The sequence below is a fragment of the Pseudomonas sp. Sample_22 genome, from assembly GCF_004307635.1.
In the GTDB taxonomy this organism is placed as follows: Bacteria; Pseudomonadota; Gammaproteobacteria; order Pseudomonadales; family Pseudomonadaceae; genus Aquipseudomonas.
Genome location: NZ_RCNY01000031.1, coordinates 128,060 through 145,283, shown reverse-complemented (window position 1 = coordinate 145,283; position 17,224 = coordinate 128,060). Strand labels below are relative to the sequence as shown.

At 56.4% G+C, this 17,224-nt stretch carries 17 protein-coding genes; 12 read left to right on the top strand and 5 right to left on the bottom strand.

Annotated elements, in window-relative coordinates; translation table 11 throughout:
• The first annotated feature begins 46 nt into the window (after positions 1-46).
• From D8U73_RS07750 to fabF, 7 genes are all read left to right on the top strand, one after another.
• The gene (locus D8U73_RS07750) at positions 47-430 is read left to right on the top strand and encodes a hypothetical protein (protein ID WP_130904117.1); all 384 of its coding nucleotides are present in this window, start codon (positions 47-49) and stop codon (positions 428-430) included.
• 76 nt (positions 431-506) lie between these two features.
• Entirely contained in the window at positions 507-2,237 is a 1,731-nt protein-coding gene (locus D8U73_RS07745; protein WP_130904116.1) for a hypothetical protein, read from the top strand.
• Positions 2,238-2,250: 13 nt separating this feature from the next.
• Positions 2,251-3,483 carry a glycosyltransferase family 4 protein gene (locus D8U73_RS07740; protein ID WP_130904115.1) on the top strand — a complete coding sequence of 411 codons (1,233 nt, stop codon included), beginning with the start codon at positions 2,251-2,253 and terminating at the stop codon, positions 3,481-3,483.
• Positions 3,483-4,667 carry a glycosyltransferase family 4 protein gene (locus D8U73_RS07735; protein WP_130904114.1) on the top strand — a complete coding sequence of 395 codons (1,185 nt, stop codon included), beginning with the start codon at positions 3,483-3,485 and terminating at the stop codon, positions 4,665-4,667. Before D8U73_RS07740 ends, D8U73_RS07735 begins: the two co-directional genes overlap by 1 nt.
• Positions 4,668-4,788: 121 nt before the next feature.
• Positions 4,789-5,124, top strand: a complete 336-nt coding sequence (locus tag D8U73_RS07730) for a helix-hairpin-helix domain-containing protein (protein ID WP_130904113.1) — start codon at positions 4,789-4,791, stop codon at positions 5,122-5,124.
• A 209-nt stretch (positions 5,125-5,333) separates the two neighbouring features.
• Complete coding sequence (locus D8U73_RS07725) at positions 5,334-6,128, top strand: SDR family oxidoreductase (RefSeq protein ID WP_130904112.1); 795 nt, start codon at positions 5,334-5,336, stop codon at positions 6,126-6,128.
• A 32-nt stretch (positions 6,129-6,160) separates the two neighbouring features.
• Positions 6,161-7,435 carry a beta-ketoacyl-ACP synthase II gene (gene fabF, locus D8U73_RS07720; RefSeq protein WP_130904111.1) on the top strand — a complete coding sequence of 425 codons (1,275 nt, stop codon included), beginning with the start codon at positions 6,161-6,163 and terminating at the stop codon, positions 7,433-7,435.
• Here the strand turns inward: fabF and D8U73_RS07715 are convergent.
• On the bottom strand, positions 7,432-7,989 hold the full coding sequence (locus D8U73_RS07715; protein ID WP_130904110.1) for a TetR/AcrR family transcriptional regulator: 558 nt from the start codon (positions 7,987-7,989) through the stop codon (positions 7,432-7,434). The two genes, fabF and D8U73_RS07715, sit on opposite strands and share 4 nt — an antisense overlap.
• Before the next feature lie 175 nt (positions 7,990-8,164).
• Here D8U73_RS07715 and D8U73_RS07710 point away from each other — a divergent pair, with 175 nt between their 5' ends.
• Positions 8,165-9,016 carry a DUF1989 domain-containing protein gene (locus tag D8U73_RS07710; RefSeq protein ID WP_130904109.1) on the top strand — a complete coding sequence of 284 codons (852 nt, stop codon included), beginning with the start codon at positions 8,165-8,167 and terminating at the stop codon, positions 9,014-9,016.
• Positions 9,017-9,142: 126 nt separating this feature from the next.
• Here D8U73_RS07710 and D8U73_RS07705 read toward each other — a convergent pair whose 3' ends face one another.
• The 4 genes from D8U73_RS07705 to rfbB all read right to left on the bottom strand — a co-directional run bounded on the left by D8U73_RS07705 (position 9,143) and on the right by rfbB (position 12,412).
• Entirely contained in the window at positions 9,143-9,310 is a 168-nt protein-coding gene (locus D8U73_RS07705) for a DUF2897 family protein (protein ID WP_007931351.1), read from the bottom strand.
• Between the two features lie 219 nt (positions 9,311-9,529).
• On the bottom strand, positions 9,530-10,399 hold the full coding sequence (gene rfbD / locus D8U73_RS07700; protein ID WP_130904108.1) for a dTDP-4-dehydrorhamnose reductase: 870 nt from the start codon (positions 10,397-10,399) through the stop codon (positions 9,530-9,532).
• A gap of 58 nt (positions 10,400-10,457) precedes the next feature.
• Positions 10,458-11,333 carry a glucose-1-phosphate thymidylyltransferase RfbA gene (gene rfbA / locus D8U73_RS07695; protein ID WP_130904107.1) on the bottom strand — a complete coding sequence of 292 codons (876 nt, stop codon included), beginning with the start codon at positions 11,331-11,333 and terminating at the stop codon, positions 10,458-10,460.
• Positions 11,330-12,412: a dTDP-glucose 4,6-dehydratase gene (rfbB, locus tag D8U73_RS07690; RefSeq protein ID WP_130904106.1), complete on the bottom strand. Its 1,083-nt coding sequence runs from the start codon at positions 12,410-12,412 to the stop codon at positions 11,330-11,332. Before rfbB ends, rfbA begins: the two co-directional genes overlap by 4 nt.
• A 172-nt stretch (positions 12,413-12,584) precedes the next feature.
• Between rfbB and kdpF the strand changes: the two genes are divergently transcribed.
• The 4 genes from kdpF to kdpC all read left to right on the top strand — a co-directional run bounded on the left by kdpF (position 12,585) and on the right by kdpC (position 17,199).
• A complete protein-coding gene (gene kdpF, locus D8U73_RS07685) occupies positions 12,585-12,674 on the top strand; it encodes a K(+)-transporting ATPase subunit F (RefSeq protein ID WP_007899818.1) in 90 nt (29 codons plus the stop codon).
• Positions 12,675-12,682: 8 nt separating this feature from the next.
• Positions 12,683-14,377, top strand: coding sequence for a potassium-transporting ATPase subunit KdpA (kdpA, locus tag D8U73_RS07680; RefSeq protein WP_130904105.1), 1,695 nt, complete (start codon positions 12,683-12,685; stop codon positions 14,375-14,377).
• Between the two features lie 16 nt (positions 14,378-14,393).
• The gene (gene kdpB, locus D8U73_RS07675; RefSeq protein WP_177435050.1) at positions 14,394-16,454 is read left to right on the top strand and encodes a potassium-transporting ATPase subunit KdpB; all 2,061 of its coding nucleotides are present in this window, start codon (positions 14,394-14,396) and stop codon (positions 16,452-16,454) included.
• Between the two features lie 199 nt (positions 16,455-16,653).
• The gene (gene kdpC / locus D8U73_RS07670) at positions 16,654-17,199 is read left to right on the top strand and encodes a potassium-transporting ATPase subunit KdpC (RefSeq protein WP_130904103.1); all 546 of its coding nucleotides are present in this window, start codon (positions 16,654-16,656) and stop codon (positions 17,197-17,199) included.
• Positions 17,200-17,224: the final 25 nt, after the last annotated feature.

Genomic DNA, 17,224 nt, shown 5'->3' with positions numbered 1-17,224 from the left:
TTAATTCGATAAAACTGTGTCTGTATTAACTTTCTGAGATAATAGTATGAAGCATAAAATTGTGGTTTTGGCGGCGGCCTTTATGCTCGCTGCATGTGATCAAGACGGCAAATCAGTTCAAGTGTTGCTGGATGATGGCGCAAAACTGAGCGTCAAAGGTGCGTTGGTTAAGGAATACAGCAAGTCCAGCAGTGAAGGAACGCTAAAAGTTAATAATGTCTTGGTCGATGATAGTCCGAAAGAAGCTGAGGAAGCGATTTCGAAGGAGTTCAAACGTCTTGGGTATCGTCGAAAAGTAATTGATAGCTCGGACGGAATGTATAAGGTTCACTACTATAAGCAGGATCGCCCGGTAGTAGGCAGTATTTATACTCAGCCCAAAGGATCAGTAACCTCCGGGGCCCATGTTTCCATTTATTGGGAAATTTAGAGTTTCCAATAATTTCTTACCTGGCGAAATGTGGAAATATTATGCGGCGTGTTTCAACCCTGATAGGTTATAAGTGATGACTGGTCTACTGGATCTCATAAGAGTGACTATGGGGTGGTGCTTTTCGCTGGGTGGGAAATTCTTAAAGGTTGTTCCATTTACAAGTTTGACTCTTCAGGCGGCGCATTTTTTCTCGCAAGTATTACTGTTACTCACCTTTTTTTTGCCATTGAAGGTTCTGATACTTTTGGGCGCTGAAAAAGTGCCACATTACTTTCCCATGTACCTGCAGAGCTTGAAGAAGACGCATCTTATTATAGCGTTCAGCTTGCTCGCGGTTATATGTTACTGCCTTTATATTGTGTCGAATTTCATCATCGCCTATTTTTCCCGAAAAGGGGCGGATCAGCTTTTAAAAAACAGCGCTAAATTGAAGTTGTTCGACAACCAGCGAAAAATAGCGACACAAGTTTATTCCAAATATACGCGTGGGCTGGCCGCAGGCACGTTCGTATTCATTGCTGTATCAATCCTGGTTTTTATCTACCCTTTACTTATATCAGTCTTGTTGGTTTATTGCGTCGTCGTTGGCGCGACCACGGTAGCGCTATATGATCGTTTTCCAAAGATAAGACGGCTTATTCAACAGAGCCATGTTGAAGTATTGAATACCTTGTCGTCTGTTGGTTTTCTGGTGACTTTTTTTTGCATGGTGGCAGACTACCTTTTCTTTACACCGCCGAAAATTTTCCCAGCGCTCATTGCTCTATTGCTTATACGTCAAGGCCTATCAAGATTGGCCACCATGATTCAGGATGTCACTTCGCTGCGGTTGCAATATCGGCAGATCAACGCAATGTTTTTTCACGACAAGCCGCTCGTGGTCACGGATTCAGCTTATACGGCCGAAATAAAGTCCCTTCTAAATGAAGATTTCAGGGAGGAATGGATGACTGCAGTGATGGAGGATCTATCGTCCCCGTACAAAAAGTATCTATCCAGTACGTGGAGTCAAGTCGGTCAACCCAACATATATTCATTTGAATCGTGTTTTACGAGTGAAAATGGAAACCAGAAAACCTTTCTGTTTAAATTATACGACGCGCCTGCAGAGTTTCTCGCGATGCGTGAAAGTTTACTCTTGCAATCCGAGCCGCTGATTCCAGTTCCTCAATTTTTAGGCTCAAGGAATGTGCGTGGATATAGTTGCCATGTGTTCGAATTTGACAAAGTACGCAAGGTCACACTACGGGAACAGGGGCCCGGCCTGGTTTCTATAGCGCAAAAATTAATGTCCCTTGAACCCGTTGAGACATTAGTTCAACAGTTCGGGCGTTCGCATCTTTACCTTGAGCAACGCCTGACAAATGAATTGATTTCCAATTTATCGTTAGTCGTTTCAAGGGGGAATACCGCAGTCCTGCAAGAGTTTCAGCATCGTTATGCTGGAATAATTTCGCTTCTTGAAGGGCTCCCAAGGCAGTTGGTTTGTGCGGATGTCAGCCCCAACACGTTAATTTTGTCTGAAACCGCAGAGGCATTCGTAAGTCATTGGCCAAATTGGAAAATTGAGCCGGTTGGTGCGAACTGGCTTATTATTGACAGACCTAAATTTTTACTGGCCATTGAAAGCGCTCGAGCCTCTCGCGAAAGTTTAAAAGACGTTCAGAGTGCTGCAATTATGGTTTCAGCCTTGGCTTACGCGTTTGAGCGTCTGTGTTCACGCGGTAACTATGAAGACGCCTTCGCGCTTTTGCCTGATCTTCTTGAATATTATGAATCGCTTGAAACTACTGACGCCCTGTAAAAGGAATTCGCCCATGTCGCGCATTGCAATGATCGTCTGGAACGAATTTCGTAACGACGCCCGTGTGCTCAAAGAAGCGCAAACACTTCAGGGGGCTGGGTATGATGTCACGGTATTCGCCTTGCATACTCCCGGTGTAACGCTGGAGCACGAAATTCTGGAGGGTGGAATAAAGGTTTCGCGTGTTGCCCGTAGCCCGTTCTGGAAACTGCGCAAAGCCAAGACAAGTTCCGGGCAGGTGGGCGGTAACGCATCTATCGGCCGTTTAAGCCCCGCGAGGCAAGTGCTACGCATCGCCGCACGCATGTGGACTCACGGCGTACTGGCTGCCCGCATTGCCATGCACCGTGCTGATGTGGTCCACGCACATGATGTAAATACGTTACCCACTGCCTGGTTTGCGGCCAAGATCAGCGGTGCCAGGGTGATCTACGACGCTCACGAAATCAGCACCAGCCGTGAGGGATACGACAGCTTTCGGCGGTTGGTCGGTGTGGTAGAGAAGTTGCTGATGCCACGGGTTCAGGGGACGATCACGACGACCGACGCGCGAGCGAAGTTTTTTTCCCGTGCATATGGGATATCTCGCCCGGTGGTACTGCAGAATCGACCACGATTGACATTCACCCAGTCTTCACAACGTATTCGCGAACAACTGGGTCTGACCGAAACGTGGCCAATCATTCTTTATCAAGGAGGTTTGCAACAAGGTCGCGGATTGGAACGGCTGGTGAGGCTCGTTGCACGAGTGCCTGAAGCTTACTTTGTATTCATCGGCGGTGGGCGTCTGACGCAGCCCTTGATATCGCTGAGTCAGGAACTGGCGCTGACTGATCGGGTGCATTTCATCCCAACCGTTTCATTGGCAGATCTGCCCGACTACACGGCCTCGGCGGATATTGGTGTCCAGCCAATCGAAAATACCTGCCTGAATCATTTCACGACGGACTCCAACAAACTGTTCGAGTATCTGATCGCCGGATTACCCGTAGTCGCGACCGATTTTCCGGAGATCCGTCGAATTGTTCGTGCTCATGACGTTGGTTTGCTGGTTCGAGAAGGCGACGATCAAATGTTGGCGGATGCGTTGAAGGTGCTGGTGCGCGATTCAAATCTTCGCTTGAGGTTGGCGAATAACGCCAGGAGTGCTTCGATGAGTTTGAACTGGGAAGACCAGCAGGCATTGCTGATTGATCTTTATAATCGGGTTCTGCCCGCTGAATCGGCCAGGGTAGTTACTCGATAATGACCATTCGCGTGCTTATTCTGAGCTTCTATTATCCTCCGGATCTCGCCGCTGGCTCGTTTCGGGTTGAAGCATTGGTAAAGGCATTGCTGGCTGAGCCCTGCGCCAACGTACGGGTAGACGTCGTCACTACGCAGCCTAATCGTTATCACTCTTTCGGCGCAGCTGCAGCAGAGTTTCAAGAGTGTCCGCGTCTGACGATTCGGCGCATTGCTTTGCCTGTTCATAAAAGCGGGCTTCTGGACCAGGCCCGGGCTTTCGCGTCTTATGCGCGGGGCGTAAGCAAGGCAATAAAAGGAAAGGATTACGATTTGGTGGTGGCTTCGTCTTCGCGGCTGATGACAGCAACGTTGGCGGCTTGCGTCGGATTCCTTACCAAGACCCCGCTTTACTTGGATATACGCGATATTTTTGTGGACACCTTGCCGGAACTATTCCCTAGCCGGCTTGGAAAAATAGCAACCTGGATATTCTCTAGAATCGAACGTTTGACGATCGGCCAGGCTGCCCGGGTCAATCTCATATCGCCTGGTTTTCTGAGCTACTTCTCGGCTCATTACCCCAGGCATAGTTTTTCGATCCATACCAACGGCGTCGATGAACTGTTCTTCAAAAAACTGCCACGAAAACACGGCGATTCATACAGCGGAAAAATACTGAAGGTCGTATACGCCGGCAATATCGGCGCAGGGCAGGGGCTTCATCTCATCCTTCCGGCTTTGGCCAAACGGCTTGAGGGTGTGGCACATTTCAGCGTAATTGGTGCTGGTGGCTTATTGGAGCGCCTTCAATTAGCGCTGAAAAACAGCGACGTTACCAATGTCGAGGTTATCGCGCCTGTTCAGCGCAAAGACCTGCTCAAGTTTTATCAGGAGGCCGACGTTCTGTTTTTGCACCTGAACTCATTCAAGTCATTTCGCCGGGTCATTCCCTCAAAGCTTTTTGAGTATGCCGCGACGGGCAAGCCAATTCTTGCGGGATTGGCGGGATACTCTGCCAGGTTCACTCACACCAAGATATCCAATGCTTCAGTCTTTGAACCCTGCGATGTCGAAGGGGCGATAGAGGCATTATTTGAACTGAGTCTTGAACCAGTGATACGCGAAGCATTCATGAATGAATATTCGCGGGTATCAATCCAGAAGCGTATGGCGATGGATGTCTTGAGCACAGTCGATAGCTAATTCTCGTCATTGTTTCACATTCCGTAACGAACACATTTTTGACAGGCTCCATACATCGCCTAAGTTTGGAAGGCAGCTTCGGAAAAGCTGCTTTCCCAATCGATGTCATGGAGCTTCATTTATGCGTACCGGCTATTTCTCTTCTCTGGTTTTTGCCCTTCTCACCAGCGCCTCTGTCGCCACTATTGCTGCGCCGGCCGTGGAGTCGCAAGCGAGTAACACACCATTGATGCAAGAGGTTTCCTCTTCGACGCAGTCGGCCAAGATCGACCTCAATGCCGCCGATGCCCCGACTTTGCAGCGTGAGCTGGCGGGTGTGGGAGAAGCCAAGGCCAAGGCGATTGTTGCGTATCGGGAAACAAATGGGCCTTTCGCGTCCATTGATGAGTTGCTCGAGGTGAAGGGGATCGGCAAAGCCATTCTGGATAAAAATCGCGAGAAGCTTGAGGTGAACTAAGCTTGTAAGTCAGCGCCAGGGGCCGGTCATTGATCGGCCCCTTTTTCTTTCTGGCGCATGCTGCGAGGTTTTGCCTTTTGTCGGCGTCATTTAAATTATGGCTATCATATGCCATTTAAATTATGCCTATAATTAATGCGATTTCTGTCGAAGCGTCCTGAGCCTCAGGCGCTTGGCTTTCCCTTCAAGCATTTCCCTGGAGCATAGTCATGACCTCTACTCAATCCCAAGGCACGGCCCTCGTCACTGGCGCTTCTTCCGGCATCGGCGCGGTCTACGCGCAGCGTCTGGCGGCGCGTGGTTTTGATTTGTTGTTGGTCGCTCGTGATCAGCAACGGCTGGATGAAGCGGCGAACGCGTTGCGTGCTGAATTTGGCGTGCAGGTGGAAGTGCTGAAAGCGGATCTGACGCAAAAGGATGACGTGCTCAAGCTTGAGCAGCGTCTGCGCAGCGACTCCAGCATCAGCTTGTTGCTGAACAATGCCGGCGTGGCAGCGGATGGGTTGTTGGCCAATGCCGACACCGATCAGTTGGAGCGAATGATTCAACTGAACGTTACAGCAGTCACTCGCTTGGCATCGGCGGCGGCGGCGAGTTTTGCCAAGGCCGGTCGCGGGACCATTATCAACATTGCATCGGTGGTGGCGCTGTTCCCAGAGCGTTTCAATGCGACCTACAGTGCCAGCAAGGCTTATGTGCTGAGCCTTACTCAATCCTTGAACGCCGAGCTTGATGGCACCGGGGTCAAGGTCCAGGCCGTGCTGCCGGGTGTGACGCGTACCGAAATCTGGGAACGCTCCGGTATCGATGCGACCCAGATTCCGGCAGAGATGGTCATGGAAGCGGGTGAAATGGTCGACGCGTCGTTGTCGGGCCTGGACCAGGGCGAGCTGGTCACTATTCCTTCGTTGCCGGATGCCGCTGAGTGGAATGCCTTTGTCGCGGCACGACTGGTCATGGCTCCGAACCTTTCCAAAAGCCAGGCTGCTGCACGTTACAAGTGAAGCGCCATCAATCGGCATGAGGTATTTGCGGTATGAGTAATCGTCGAGTGGTTGTTACCGGGATGGGGCTGGTTTCTCCGTTGGGTAGCGGGGTTGAAGCGGTATGGGCTCGCCTGTTGGCCGGGCGTTCCGGGTTGCGTAACTTGCCGGAAGAGGTGGTTGCGGATCTGCCGGCGAAGGTCGGCGGCTCGGTGCCCACTGTGGCGGACGATGCTGAAGCGGGGTTCGACCCGGATCTGGCGACGCCGCCCAAAGAACAGAAGAAGATGGACCGCTTTATCCTGTTTGCCATGGAAGCGGCGCGGCAGGCGTTGGAACAGGCCGGGTGGCAAGCGCAGACGGCCGTCGCCCAGGAGCGTACCGCGACCATTATCGGTTCAGGCGTGGGTGGTTTCGGCGCGATTGCCGATGCGGTGCGTACCACTGACAGTCGTGGCCCGCGGCGTTTGTCGCCGTTCACCATTCCGTCGTTTCTGGTTAATTTGGCGGCGGGGCATGTGTCGATTCAACACGGCTTCAAAGGTCCGCTGGGTGCACCGGTGACGGCGTGTGCGGCCGGGGTTCAGGCGATTGGTGATGCGGCGCGATTGATTCGTACCGGTGAGGCGGATATCGCCGTGTGTGGCGGCGCCGAGGCCGCGATCGACCGGGTCAGTCTTGCCGGGTTTGCAGCAGCTCGCGCTCTGTCCAGTGGCTACAACGACACCCCGGAGCGTGCCTCGCGGCCGTTCGACAGTGGGCGCGATGGCTTTGTCATGGGCGAGGGCTCGGGTTTGCTGGTGATCGAGTCGCTGGAACACGCCTTGGCCCGTGGCGCTAAACCGTTAGCTGAATTGGTCGGCTACGGAACCAGTGCGGATGCCTATCACCTGACTGCAGGCCCGGAAGATGGCAGCGGTGCGCGTCGTGCGATGTCGTTGGCATTGGCTCAGGCCGGTATTTCGCCGGAGCAGGTTCAGCACCTCAATGCCCACGCGACCTCAACGCCGGTTGGCGACCTCGGAGAGTTGGCGGCGATCAAGTCGTTGTTTGGCGCGGATAACAAGATCGCGGTGACATCAACCAAATCGGCAACCGGGCATTTGCTCGGTGCGGCGGGGGGGATTGAAGCGATCTTCACATTGCTGGCGATCAGGGATCAGGTTGTACCGGCGACGCTGAATTTCGATAACCCGGACCCTGCTACCCAGGGCGTGGACATTGTTCACGGTCAAGCCCGGCCGATGACCATCGAGTACGCATTGTCCAATGGCTTTGGCTTTGGTGGCGTGAATGCCAGCGTGTTGTTCAAACGCTGGAACGGTTAGGTCTCGGACTGGTTCAAGTGGGTCCGCGTGACGTCGAGAATCTGCTGGGCCAGCTCGGGATTCTCGACACTGCGCGAAAGCAGCAGGGCACCAACCAGCGTCGACATGATGACGATGCTGCGCTCTACCGTGTTTTCACCGGCAAGCGTGTTCTGTATCTGCTCAAGTCGCGCATTGAGCACCACGTCGGAAGTGGGGCTCGGTTGCCCGCGCAGGCCGAGTTCCGACGACATGGTCAGCAGCGGGCAGCCTTCATGGGGTGACGTCTGATGCCATTCGGACAAATAGGTATTGATGAACACCTCCAGCGGGCGATCCTCGGCAAATATCTGGGCACATAACCCATCCACTTGCTTGCCCGCTTCTTGCAGCGCCTTTTCCACCAGTTCGTCCTTGGACTTGAAGTGCGAATAAAAGCCTCCGTGAGTCAGGCCCAGCGCCTTCATTAGCGGTTGCAGGCCAGTGGCGCCGATACCGTCGCGGCGAAAGCGCTCCGAAGCTTCTTTGATGATGCGTTGGTGGGTCTGGGCTTTATGGTCCTGCGAGTAACGCATCTGATATCTCCACATCAAGGTCGCCATATTAACCAATGAAAATTACATGGTGACTGTACTTCTACTTCTAAAAAGCATGCAGATGCGTTGATCTTGGTTCGAACGCGTTGAAGAACTGGCACGAATAGTGATTACGCTGACTGCACCGTAACGTCACTGATCGAGGGAGATTGGCATGTACAAAGACTATCCGGCGGCCTATCAAGTCAGCAAAGGCTCGGCTTTGCAGGTGGACAAGGCGTTCTATGAACGGGTGCGCGATGCGAAGGATGCACGCACGCTGATCGAGTCCTTCGAAGTGCCGATTCGCACCGGCCGCGCCTGGAACGTTCCGGCCGGACACGTGTTCAGGGTCACGACGCCTGTTGGTCCGCAAGTCGGCGATTTCAACGTCTGGAACGCTCACGATCCCCGTGAGCGTTTGTGGGCGTCACGTACCCGACAGCTGCAAGGCGCCCATGTCAGCACCCACGACCGGTTGTGGTCGAACCTGCCGTTTCTGCGACCGCTAGTGACCATCACCGATGACAGCCTGGCCGGCTATGGAATCGATGAACACGGCGGTCGCCTGCATGATTTGCTCGGCACGCGCTGTGATCCCTATGTGAACAAAATGCTCACCGGTGAAGATTTCCATCATCACTGTCACTCCAACCTGACCCGGGCGGTATTGCCCCACGGCCTGACCGAATTCGATGTGCATGATGTGCTGAATATTTTCCAGTGCACGGGCCTGAACCACGACGACATGTATTTCATGAAAGCCTGTCCGGCGCAGAAGGGGGATTATCTGGAGTTCTTTGCCGAAATCGATCTGCTGTGCGCACTCTCGACTTGCCCGGGCGGGGATCTGTCGTTGGCAATGTGGGGGCCTGATGCGCAGGATCCATTGAGCGTATGTCGCCCGCTGGGTGTGGAGATTTATCGTTTGGAGGATTCATTGCTGGAGGGCTGGAGTCAGCCCGAGCGTGCCGCCTACAAAGGTCTGCACGGCTTGCACATCGCCAAGGCCGATTGGGAAAAATAGATACGCTTTCGTGGCGAGGGAGCTTGCTCCCGCTCGACCGCGTAGCGGGCGCAAAAAAATGTGCGAGGGACCTCAAGGGCCGCTGCGCGACCCAGCGGGAGCAAGCTCCCTCGCCACAGTTGTTTGTTAGCGGTCCTGCGCATCCTTGGCGTCCGCTTCCGCGTTGCGTTCAGCCACGCGTTTACGTTGTTCATCGGTCAGCTCGACCTTGTTGGCGGTGTCACGCAACATCATCAAACCGCCAACGATAGAGCCGATGGCAACCACCAGAATCAACCAGGCATACCAGGGCATAGGAATCTCCTTGAAAGCAGGCTGGTTGGCGAGGTTTCGCCAACCGGGCGTGCATAACACTTTGAGCGATACATTTTCGCAGTGGTTCCATTCTATGCCTGATGTGGCGTAGGCATCGCACATCCTTGTCGGAGCAGCGTGCGGCGGCTCCTGAGATTATCCGTCGTCAGCATGAAGTAAGCGGATTGCGATGCTGGTCGGCGGGTTCGTGGTTCCTGCTCAGTTTTGTTCGGCGAGACACTCGCGCAGCGCGGTTTGCCAGTCGGGTTGGCTGACACCCCAGTCCCGTTGCAGGCGATTGCAATCCAGGCATGAGTTGATTGGGCGGGTGGCAGGGGTCGGATAGTCGCTGGAGGGGATAGGCAGTAGGTTCGCGCAGGGCTTTCCCTGCTGTCGTAACGCCTCTCCGATGGCCTCGGCGAAGCCAAACCAGGATGTTTTACCCTGAGCAGTCAGGTGATAGGTACCCCAGGGAGTGGGTTCGCCCGATTGCCAGCGTTCGATCAATGCCAGGGTGCTATTGGCGACTGTTCCCGCCCAAGTAGGCGCACCAATCTGATCCGCGACAACTGCCAATTCTGCCTTCTCTTGCAGCAAGCGTTGCATCGTCAGCAAAAAGTTGCGGCCATGGGTCGAGTAGACCCAACTGCTGCGCAGAATCAAGTGTTTGCATTGCACCTCGGTGATGGCCCGTTCGCCCGCCAGTTTGCTTTTGCCGTAGACCCCGAGCGGGTTGGGCGTGTCGTCTTCGTCATAAGGGCCGACTTTCGTACCGTCGAATACGTAATCGGTGGAGTAGTGAATCAGCGGGATACCGAGCGCCAGCGCTTGTTCGGCAAAGATACCGGGGGCGACCGCGTTGATGGCATAGGCTGTTTCCGGCTCGTTTTCAGCCAGATCCACCGAGGTATACGCCGCCGCATTGATGATCAGATCGGGCCGAACATCCTGCACCGTTTGGCGAATTTGATCGGGTTTGGTCAGATCGAGTTGATCGCGGCCTGGCACGATCAACTCGCCGAAAACCCCCAGTCGACGCTGTAACTCAAGCGAGATCTGACCCTGTTGGCCGCTTATTAGAAACTTCATGGCAACAGGTCAGCCTTTGCTGGGCTTGTACTGACGTTTACTCCACGATCAACCCCGTTCATTGTTCTTTCTCTGCCAACTTGGCGAGGTATTGGCCATAGCCGGTTTTGCCGAAGCAATCGGCACGCTCCAGCAATTGTTCACGGTTGATCCAGTGATTGTCGAAGGCGATCTCTTCAAGGCAGGCGATTTTCAGGCCCTGGCGATGTTCAATGGTCTGCACATATTGTGAAGCCTCAAGCAAGCTATCGTGGGTGCCGGTATCGAGCCACGCAAAGCCTCGTCCCAAGCGCTCGGCGCGCAGATCGCCTCGCTTGAGATAGGCATTGTTGACGTCTGTGATTTCCAGTTCGCCGCGAGCCGAAGGTTTCACCGCTTTGGCAATCTCGATCACGTCATTGTCGTAGAAATACAGACCGGTGACCGCGTAGCTGGATTTCGGTTGTTTGGGCTTTTCTTCGATCGACAGGGCATCGCCTTCGTCGTTGAAATCGATTACGCCGTAACGCTCCGGGTCTTTGACCTGGTACCCGAACAAGGTGGCGCCAGAAGAGCGTTTTGCCGCTTTTTGCAACTGCTCGTGAAAATACGAGCCATGGAAGATGTTGTCGCCGAGGATCAGACACACCGGATCTGCGCCGATGAACTGTTCGCCAATCAGAAAAGCCTGGGCCAGGCCATCCGGTGACGCTTGCTCGGCAAAGCTGAAGTTAACCCCCAATTGACTGCCATCACTTAGCAGATTGCGGTATTGGGGCAAGTCCCGGGGAGTAGAGATCACAAGAATGTCCCTGATGCCGGCCAGCATCAGCACTGAAATCGGATAATAGATCATCGGTTTGTCATAAACCGGCAACAGCTGCTTGGATATGCCTAGCGTAATCGGATGCAGGCGCGTGCCCGAGCCGCCCGCCAAAACGATGCCTTTCATCATGCGAGCAATTCCTGTGGATTGATGGCGCCCAGCCTTTCGCCTTGATAGCTGCCATCCTGAACACGACGGCACCACTGCAGATTAGCCAGATACCATTGGACGGTTTTGCGCAGGCCGGTTTCGAATGTCTCTTCGGGAACCCAGCCCAATTCGCGTTCGATTTTGCCGGCATCGATTGCGTAGCGCAGATCGTGGCCAGGACGATCCTGCACAAAGGTAATCAGGTCCGCGTAGTGCTCGACACCTTCAGGCTTCAGGGGAGCCAGTTCTTCAAGCAGCACGCAGATACCGCGTACCACGTCGATGTTTTTTTGCTCGTTGTGCCCGCCGATGTTGTAAGTCTCTCCGACCTTGCCTGCAGTCACCACTCTGAGCAGCGCCCGGGCATGATCTTCGACGAACAGCCAGTCACGAATTTGCTGGCCATTGCCGTACACCGGCAGCGGTTTGCCTGCCAAGGCATTGAGGATCACCAGTGGAATCAGTTTTTCGGGGAAATGAAAGGGGCCGTAATTGTTCGAGCAGTTGGACAGCAACACCGGCAGGCCATAGGTGCGATGCCAGGCGCGGACCAGATGGTCGGACGCCGCTTTGCTGGCTGAGTAGGGCGAGCTGGGTGCGTAGGATGTCGTTTCCGTAAACAGTTCATCGACGCCATGCAGGTCGCCATAGACCTCATCGGTGGAAATGTGATGGAAACGGAAGGCACTTCTTTGCGGCTCGGCGAGGCTTTGCCAATAAGCGCGGGCGGCTTCCAGCAGGCTGTAAGTGCCGACGATGTTCGTTTGTATGAACGCGGACGGTCCGTCGATAGAGCGATCAACATGGGACTCCGCTGCCAAGTGCATGATCGCGTGCGGCTGGAAACGTGCGAGCACAGCGCTTACGGTCGTTTGATCGTTGATATCGGCGTGGACGAATTCGTAGCGGGTGTCATTGGCAATGCTGGTCAGCGATTCAAGATTGCCGGCGTAGGTCAGCTTGTCCAGATTGAGTACTTCATGTTCGGTGTGTCGAATCAGCTGACGAACCAGGGCAGAACCAATGAAGCCAGCGCCGCCAGTGATGAGAATACGCATGTTGGCCAGGCCTTTTTTCGGTAAGTCGACAAGATACGATTGTAACCCCAGCATAAACCCACTCTTTACACATTCTTTATCCCCCGCCTTAACCCTCGATCTCGCGCCTTTACACCCTCCCTCTCGACAATGACTCCACACGCGGCAATGCGCCGTAACACGGAGAACTTCCATGAGCGTTCTGGACGGAGTGTCACTGCTGTTGGCAGTGGGGCTGTTCATTTATCTGTTGGTTGCGCTGTTGCGCGCGGACCGGAACTAGGAGCGGCTATGCACAGTTATGACTATTGGCTGATCCTTGCGTTTTTCGCGGTGGTATTGGTTCCGGCGCCGTTTCTGGGGCGCTTCTATTACAAGGTGATGGAAGGCCAGCGCACGTGGCTGACGCCGGTGCTCGGGCCGGTTGAGCGCGGGTGCTATCGCGTGGCGGGTGTCGATCCGCATTCCGAGCAGAGCTGGAAGAAATACGCCCTGGCCTTGCTGGCGTTCAACCTTGCGGGCTTCTTGCTGCTGTTCGCGATTTTGCTGTTTCAGGATCACTTGCCACTCAACCCGCAGAACCTGCCGGGCCAGGAGTGGACACTGGCGTTCAACACCGCCGTCAGCTTCATGACCAACACCAACTGGCAGGCCTACAGCGGTGAAGCATCGCTGAGCTACCTGAGCCAGATGGTCGGCCTCACCGTGCAGAACTTCGTGAGTGCCGCCACCGGTCTGGCGGTGCTGGTTGCGCTGTGCCGCGGCATCGGTCGCAAGTCCACTGCATCGCTGGGTAATTTCTGGGTCGACATGACCCGCGCCACGCTCTACGGCTTGCTGCCGCTGTGCCTGCTGTTGGCGTTGTACCTGGTGTGGCAAGGCGTGCCGCAAACTTTCGCGCAATACGTGAACGCGGTGACGATGCAGGGCGTTGATCAAGTGATCCCGCTCGGCCCGGCCGCCAGCCAGATTGCGATCAAGCAGTTGGGCACCAACGGGGGTGGCTTCTTCGGCGTCAACTCGGCGCATCCGTTCGAGAACCCGACGGCGTGGAGCAACCTGTTCGAGATGGCTTCGATCATTCTGATCCCGGTCGCCCTGGTGTTCACGTTTGGCCATTACGTGAAGGACCTGCGCCAGAGCCGCGCGATCATCGCCTGCATGCTGGCGCTGTTCCTGATTGGCGGCGCGACTTCAATGTGGGCCGAATACCAACCGAACCCGACCTTGAACAACGTCGCCGTCGAACAGACCGCGCCGCTGGAAGGCAAGGAAGCGCGCTTCGGCACCACCGCCACGGTGCTGTGGTCGGTGACCACCACCGCGGCATCGAACGGTTCGGTCAACGGCATGCACGACAGCCTCAACCCGCTGAGCGGGATGGTGGCGCTGGTCAACATGATGGTCGGCGAAGTGATCTTCGGCGGCGTTGGCGCCGGGCTGTACGGCATGTTGCTCAACGTGCTGATCGCGGTGTTCCTGGCCGGCCTGATGATTGGTCGCACTCCGGAATACCTCGGCAAGAAACTGCAAGCCAGGGAAGTGCAGCTGTTGGTGGTGACCTTGATGGTCATGCCGATCGGCGTGCTGGTGCTCGGCGCGATTGCCGCCAGCCTGCCAGGTCCGGTGGCCTCGGTGAGCAACCCCGGCGCCCACGGTTTCAGTCAGTTGCTCTACGCCTACACCTCGGCCAGTGCCAACAACGGTTCGGCGTTCGGTGGCTTCGGTGCCAACACCCCGTTCCACAACCTGATGCTGGGCCTGGGCATGTTGATCGGTCGCTTCGGCTACATCCTTCCGGTGCTGGCATTGGCCGGCAGCCTGGCGCTGAAGAAAACCGCACCCATCGGCCAGAACAGTTTCCCGACCCATGGCCCGCTGTTCGTGACTCTGTTGACCGTGACCATTTTGCTGGTGGGTGGTTTGACCTTCCTGCCGACCCTGGCACTGGGGCCTATTGCTGAACACCTGAGTATGGGCTTCTAAGGAATCCATCATGAATATGCATGTTCCAGCTTCAAAACCTGCATCACCGACCCAGTCGGCCGAAGCACCGAAAACCGCGATCTCGGCCCTCTGGCGCCCGGCGCTGGTGCAAGCCTTCGTCAAGCTCGACCCACGGCAATTGCAACGTGCGCCAGTGATGTTGGTGGTCGAACTGACCGCGATCCTCACCACCGTGTTGTGCTTCATTCCAGACGCGGCGGTGCCGACCTTCGTCGCTGCGCAAATTGCCGTGTGGCTGTGGTTCACCGTGTTGTTCGCCAACTTTGCCGAGGCCCTGGCCGAAGGTCGCGGCAAGGCTCGCGCCGACAGCCTCAAGGCCGGCAGCGAAGGCTTGAGCGCCCGGCGTAAAACCAGCAATGGCAGCTTCCAGGTGGTGCCCGCCGCCAGCCTGCGCCAAGGCGATGTGGTGCGCGTCGAAGCGGGGGAGATGATTCCCGGCGACGGCGAGGTGATCGAAGGCATCGCGGCAGTGAACGAAGCGGCGATCACCGGTGAGTCGGCGCCGGTGATTCGCGAGTCCGGTGGCGACCGCTCGGCCGTCACCGGCAACACGCGGCTGGTGTCTGACTGGCTGCTGGTGAAGATCACCGCCAACCCCGGTGAGTCGACGCTGGATCGGATGATCGCCCTGGTTGAAGGCGCCAAGCGCCAGAAAACCCCGAACGAAGTGGCGCTGGACATCCTGCTGATCGGCCTGACCCTGATCTTCCTGTTGGTGGTGGTCACCCTGCAACCGTTCGCCCACTTTGCCAACGGCAGCCTGCCGCTGGTGTTTCTGGTGGCGCTGTTGGTCACGCTGATTCCGACCACCATCGGCGGTCTGCTGTCGGCCATCGGCATTGCCGGTATGGACCGCCTGGTGCGCCTGAACGTGATCGCCAAATCCGGGCGCGCCGTGGAAGCGGCGGGGGACGTGCACGTGCTGTTGCTGGACAAGACCGGCACCATCACCTTCGGTAACCGTCGTTGCACGGCAGTGGTCGCGGCCCCAGGCGTGAGCAGCCAGGAGCTGGCCGAAGGAGCGTTGTTCGCATCCCTGGCCGATGACACGGCCGAGGGCAAATCCATCGTCGAGTTCCTGCGCGGCTCCCAGCCACAAGCGGAGCCTGCTGCCGAGTTGCTGACCGCGGTGCCGTTCAGCGCCGAGACGCGGTTGTCCGGTGTCGACTATCACGGCCGCGTTTACCGCAAAGGCGCGGTGGATTCGCTGCTGACCTTCATCGGTATGAAACGCGCGGACCTGGCACCGGCCCTGTCGCGGGAAATCGACAAGATCGCCCAGAGCGGTGGCACGCCGTTGCTGGTCTGCGTCGACGGCAAATTGCTCGGTGCGATCCACCTCAAGGACGTGGTCAAACCCGGCATTCGTGAGCGTTTCGCCGAGTTGCGCAAACTGGGGATCCGCACGGTCATGGTCACCGGCGACAACCCGCTGACCGCTGCCGCCATCGCTGCTGAAGCGGGTGTGGATGACGTGCTGGCCGAAGCCACCCCGGAGAAAAAACTGGCGCGTATTCGTCATGAGCAAAACGACGGTCGCCTGGTCGCCATGTGCGGCGACGGTGCCAACGACGCACCGGCCCTGGCCCAGGCGGATGTCGGCATGGCGATGAACGACGGCACGCAAGCGGCGCGCGAAGCGGCCAACATGGTCGATCTCGACAGCGACCCGACCAAGCTGCTGGACGTGGTGCAGATCGGCAAGGAATTGCTGGTGACCCGCGGCGCGCTGACCACGTTCTCCATCGCCAACGACGTGGCCAAGTACTTCGCGATTTTGCCGGCGCTGTTTGCGGCGATCTACCCGCAATTGGGCGTGCTGAACGTCATGCACTTGAGCAGTCCGCAGAGCGCGATTCTCTCGGCCATCGTGTTCAACGCGTTGATCATCGTGGTGCTGATTCCATTGGCGTTGCGCGGTGTGCGCGTGCAGGCAGCCAGTGCGGCGGCGTTGCTGCGGCGCAATCTGCTGATCTACGGGCTGGGCGGGATTCTGGTGCCGTTCGTGGGCATCAAACTCATCGACATGCTGTTGACGGCGTTGCATCTGGTTTAGCGGGTAGCGGGTGGCTGGAGAGGGGCTTTTTGTGGCGAGGGAGCTTGCTCCCGCTGGCTGCGAAGCAGCCCCGACCCAGTCACCGCATTTGATCATGCACATCACACTTACCCGATTTACGACTGCTTTGCAGCCGAGCGGGAGCAAGCTCCCTCGCCACAGGTGAAGTGTTGTTTTCAGAGAATTCGAGGATTTTGACATGTCCACAATGATACGCCCGGCCCTGAGCCTGTTGGTCTTGATGACCCTGATCACCGGCGTCGCCTATCCCTTGGTAGTTACCGGTGTCGCCCAGGTGGCTTTCCCGGATCAGGCCAATGGCAGCCTGTTGCGCGATGCCGACGGCAAGGTCCGCGGCTCGTCGCTGATCGCCCAGGATTTTATCGGCGACGCCTGGTTCCACCCACGGCCATCGGCCGCTGCCTTTGCCACGGTGTCGAGCGGTGCGAGCAACCTGGCGCCGAGCAACCCGGCCCTGGCCACTCGCGTGATCGACGATGCCAACAAGCTGTTGGTGCCCGGCCAGGGGCCGGTGCCGTTGGCCATGCTCACCACGTCCGGCAGCGGGCTCGATCCACACTTGCCACCGGCCGCGATTGCCTATCAACTGGCGCGTGTCGCGGCGGCGCGCAACCTGCCGGTCGCGACCCTGCAAAACCTGCTGGACGCGCACATCGAGCAACCGCTGATAGGCCCGCGGGTGGTGAATGTGCTTGAGTTGAATCGGGCGCTGGAAAGCCTGTAGAAGATGATCATTCCCACGTCTGCGT

Excerpts from the sequence above, each read along its gene's own strand:
- rfbB (WP_130904106.1), bottom strand. The coding sequence starts at position 12,412 with ATGCGTATTCTCATCACTGGCGGCGCTGGCTTCATTGGTTCTGCCCTG.
- rfbD (WP_130904108.1), bottom strand. The coding sequence starts at position 10,399 with ATGAAGTTTCTAATAAGCGGCCAACAGGGTCAGATCTCGCTTGAGTTA.
- kdpB (WP_177435050.1), top strand. The coding sequence starts at position 14,394 with ATGCATGTTCCAGCTTCAAAACCTGCATCACCGACCCAGTCGGCCGAA.
- D8U73_RS07750 (WP_130904117.1), top strand. The coding sequence starts at position 47 with ATGAAGCATAAAATTGTGGTTTTGGCGGCGGCCTTTATGCTCGCTGCA.
- rfbA (WP_130904107.1), bottom strand. The coding sequence starts at position 11,333 with ATGATGAAAGGCATCGTTTTGGCGGGCGGCTCGGGCACGCGCCTGCAT.
- D8U73_RS07730 (WP_130904113.1), top strand. The coding sequence starts at position 4,789 with ATGCGTACCGGCTATTTCTCTTCTCTGGTTTTTGCCCTTCTCACCAGC.
- D8U73_RS07710 (WP_130904109.1), top strand. The coding sequence starts at position 8,165 with ATGTACAAAGACTATCCGGCGGCCTATCAAGTCAGCAAAGGCTCGGCT.
- D8U73_RS07725 (WP_130904112.1), top strand. The coding sequence starts at position 5,334 with ATGACCTCTACTCAATCCCAAGGCACGGCCCTCGTCACTGGCGCTTCT.
- D8U73_RS07705 (WP_007931351.1), bottom strand. The coding sequence starts at position 9,310 with ATGCCCTGGTATGCCTGGTTGATTCTGGTGGTTGCCATCGGCTCTATC.
- kdpC (WP_130904103.1), top strand. The coding sequence starts at position 16,654 with ATGTCCACAATGATACGCCCGGCCCTGAGCCTGTTGGTCTTGATGACC.
- D8U73_RS07740 (WP_130904115.1), top strand. The coding sequence starts at position 2,251 with ATGTCGCGCATTGCAATGATCGTCTGGAACGAATTTCGTAACGACGCC.
- D8U73_RS07745 (WP_130904116.1), top strand. The coding sequence starts at position 507 with ATGACTGGTCTACTGGATCTCATAAGAGTGACTATGGGGTGGTGCTTT.
- kdpF (WP_007899818.1), top strand. The coding sequence starts at position 12,585 with ATGAGCGTTCTGGACGGAGTGTCACTGCTGTTGGCAGTGGGGCTGTTC.
- D8U73_RS07735 (WP_130904114.1), top strand. The coding sequence starts at position 3,483 with ATGACCATTCGCGTGCTTATTCTGAGCTTCTATTATCCTCCGGATCTC.
- D8U73_RS07715 (WP_130904110.1), bottom strand. The coding sequence starts at position 7,989 with ATGCGTTACTCGCAGGACCATAAAGCCCAGACCCACCAACGCATCATC.
- fabF (WP_130904111.1), top strand. The coding sequence starts at position 6,161 with ATGAGTAATCGTCGAGTGGTTGTTACCGGGATGGGGCTGGTTTCTCCG.
- kdpA (WP_130904105.1), top strand. The coding sequence starts at position 12,683 with ATGCACAGTTATGACTATTGGCTGATCCTTGCGTTTTTCGCGGTGGTA.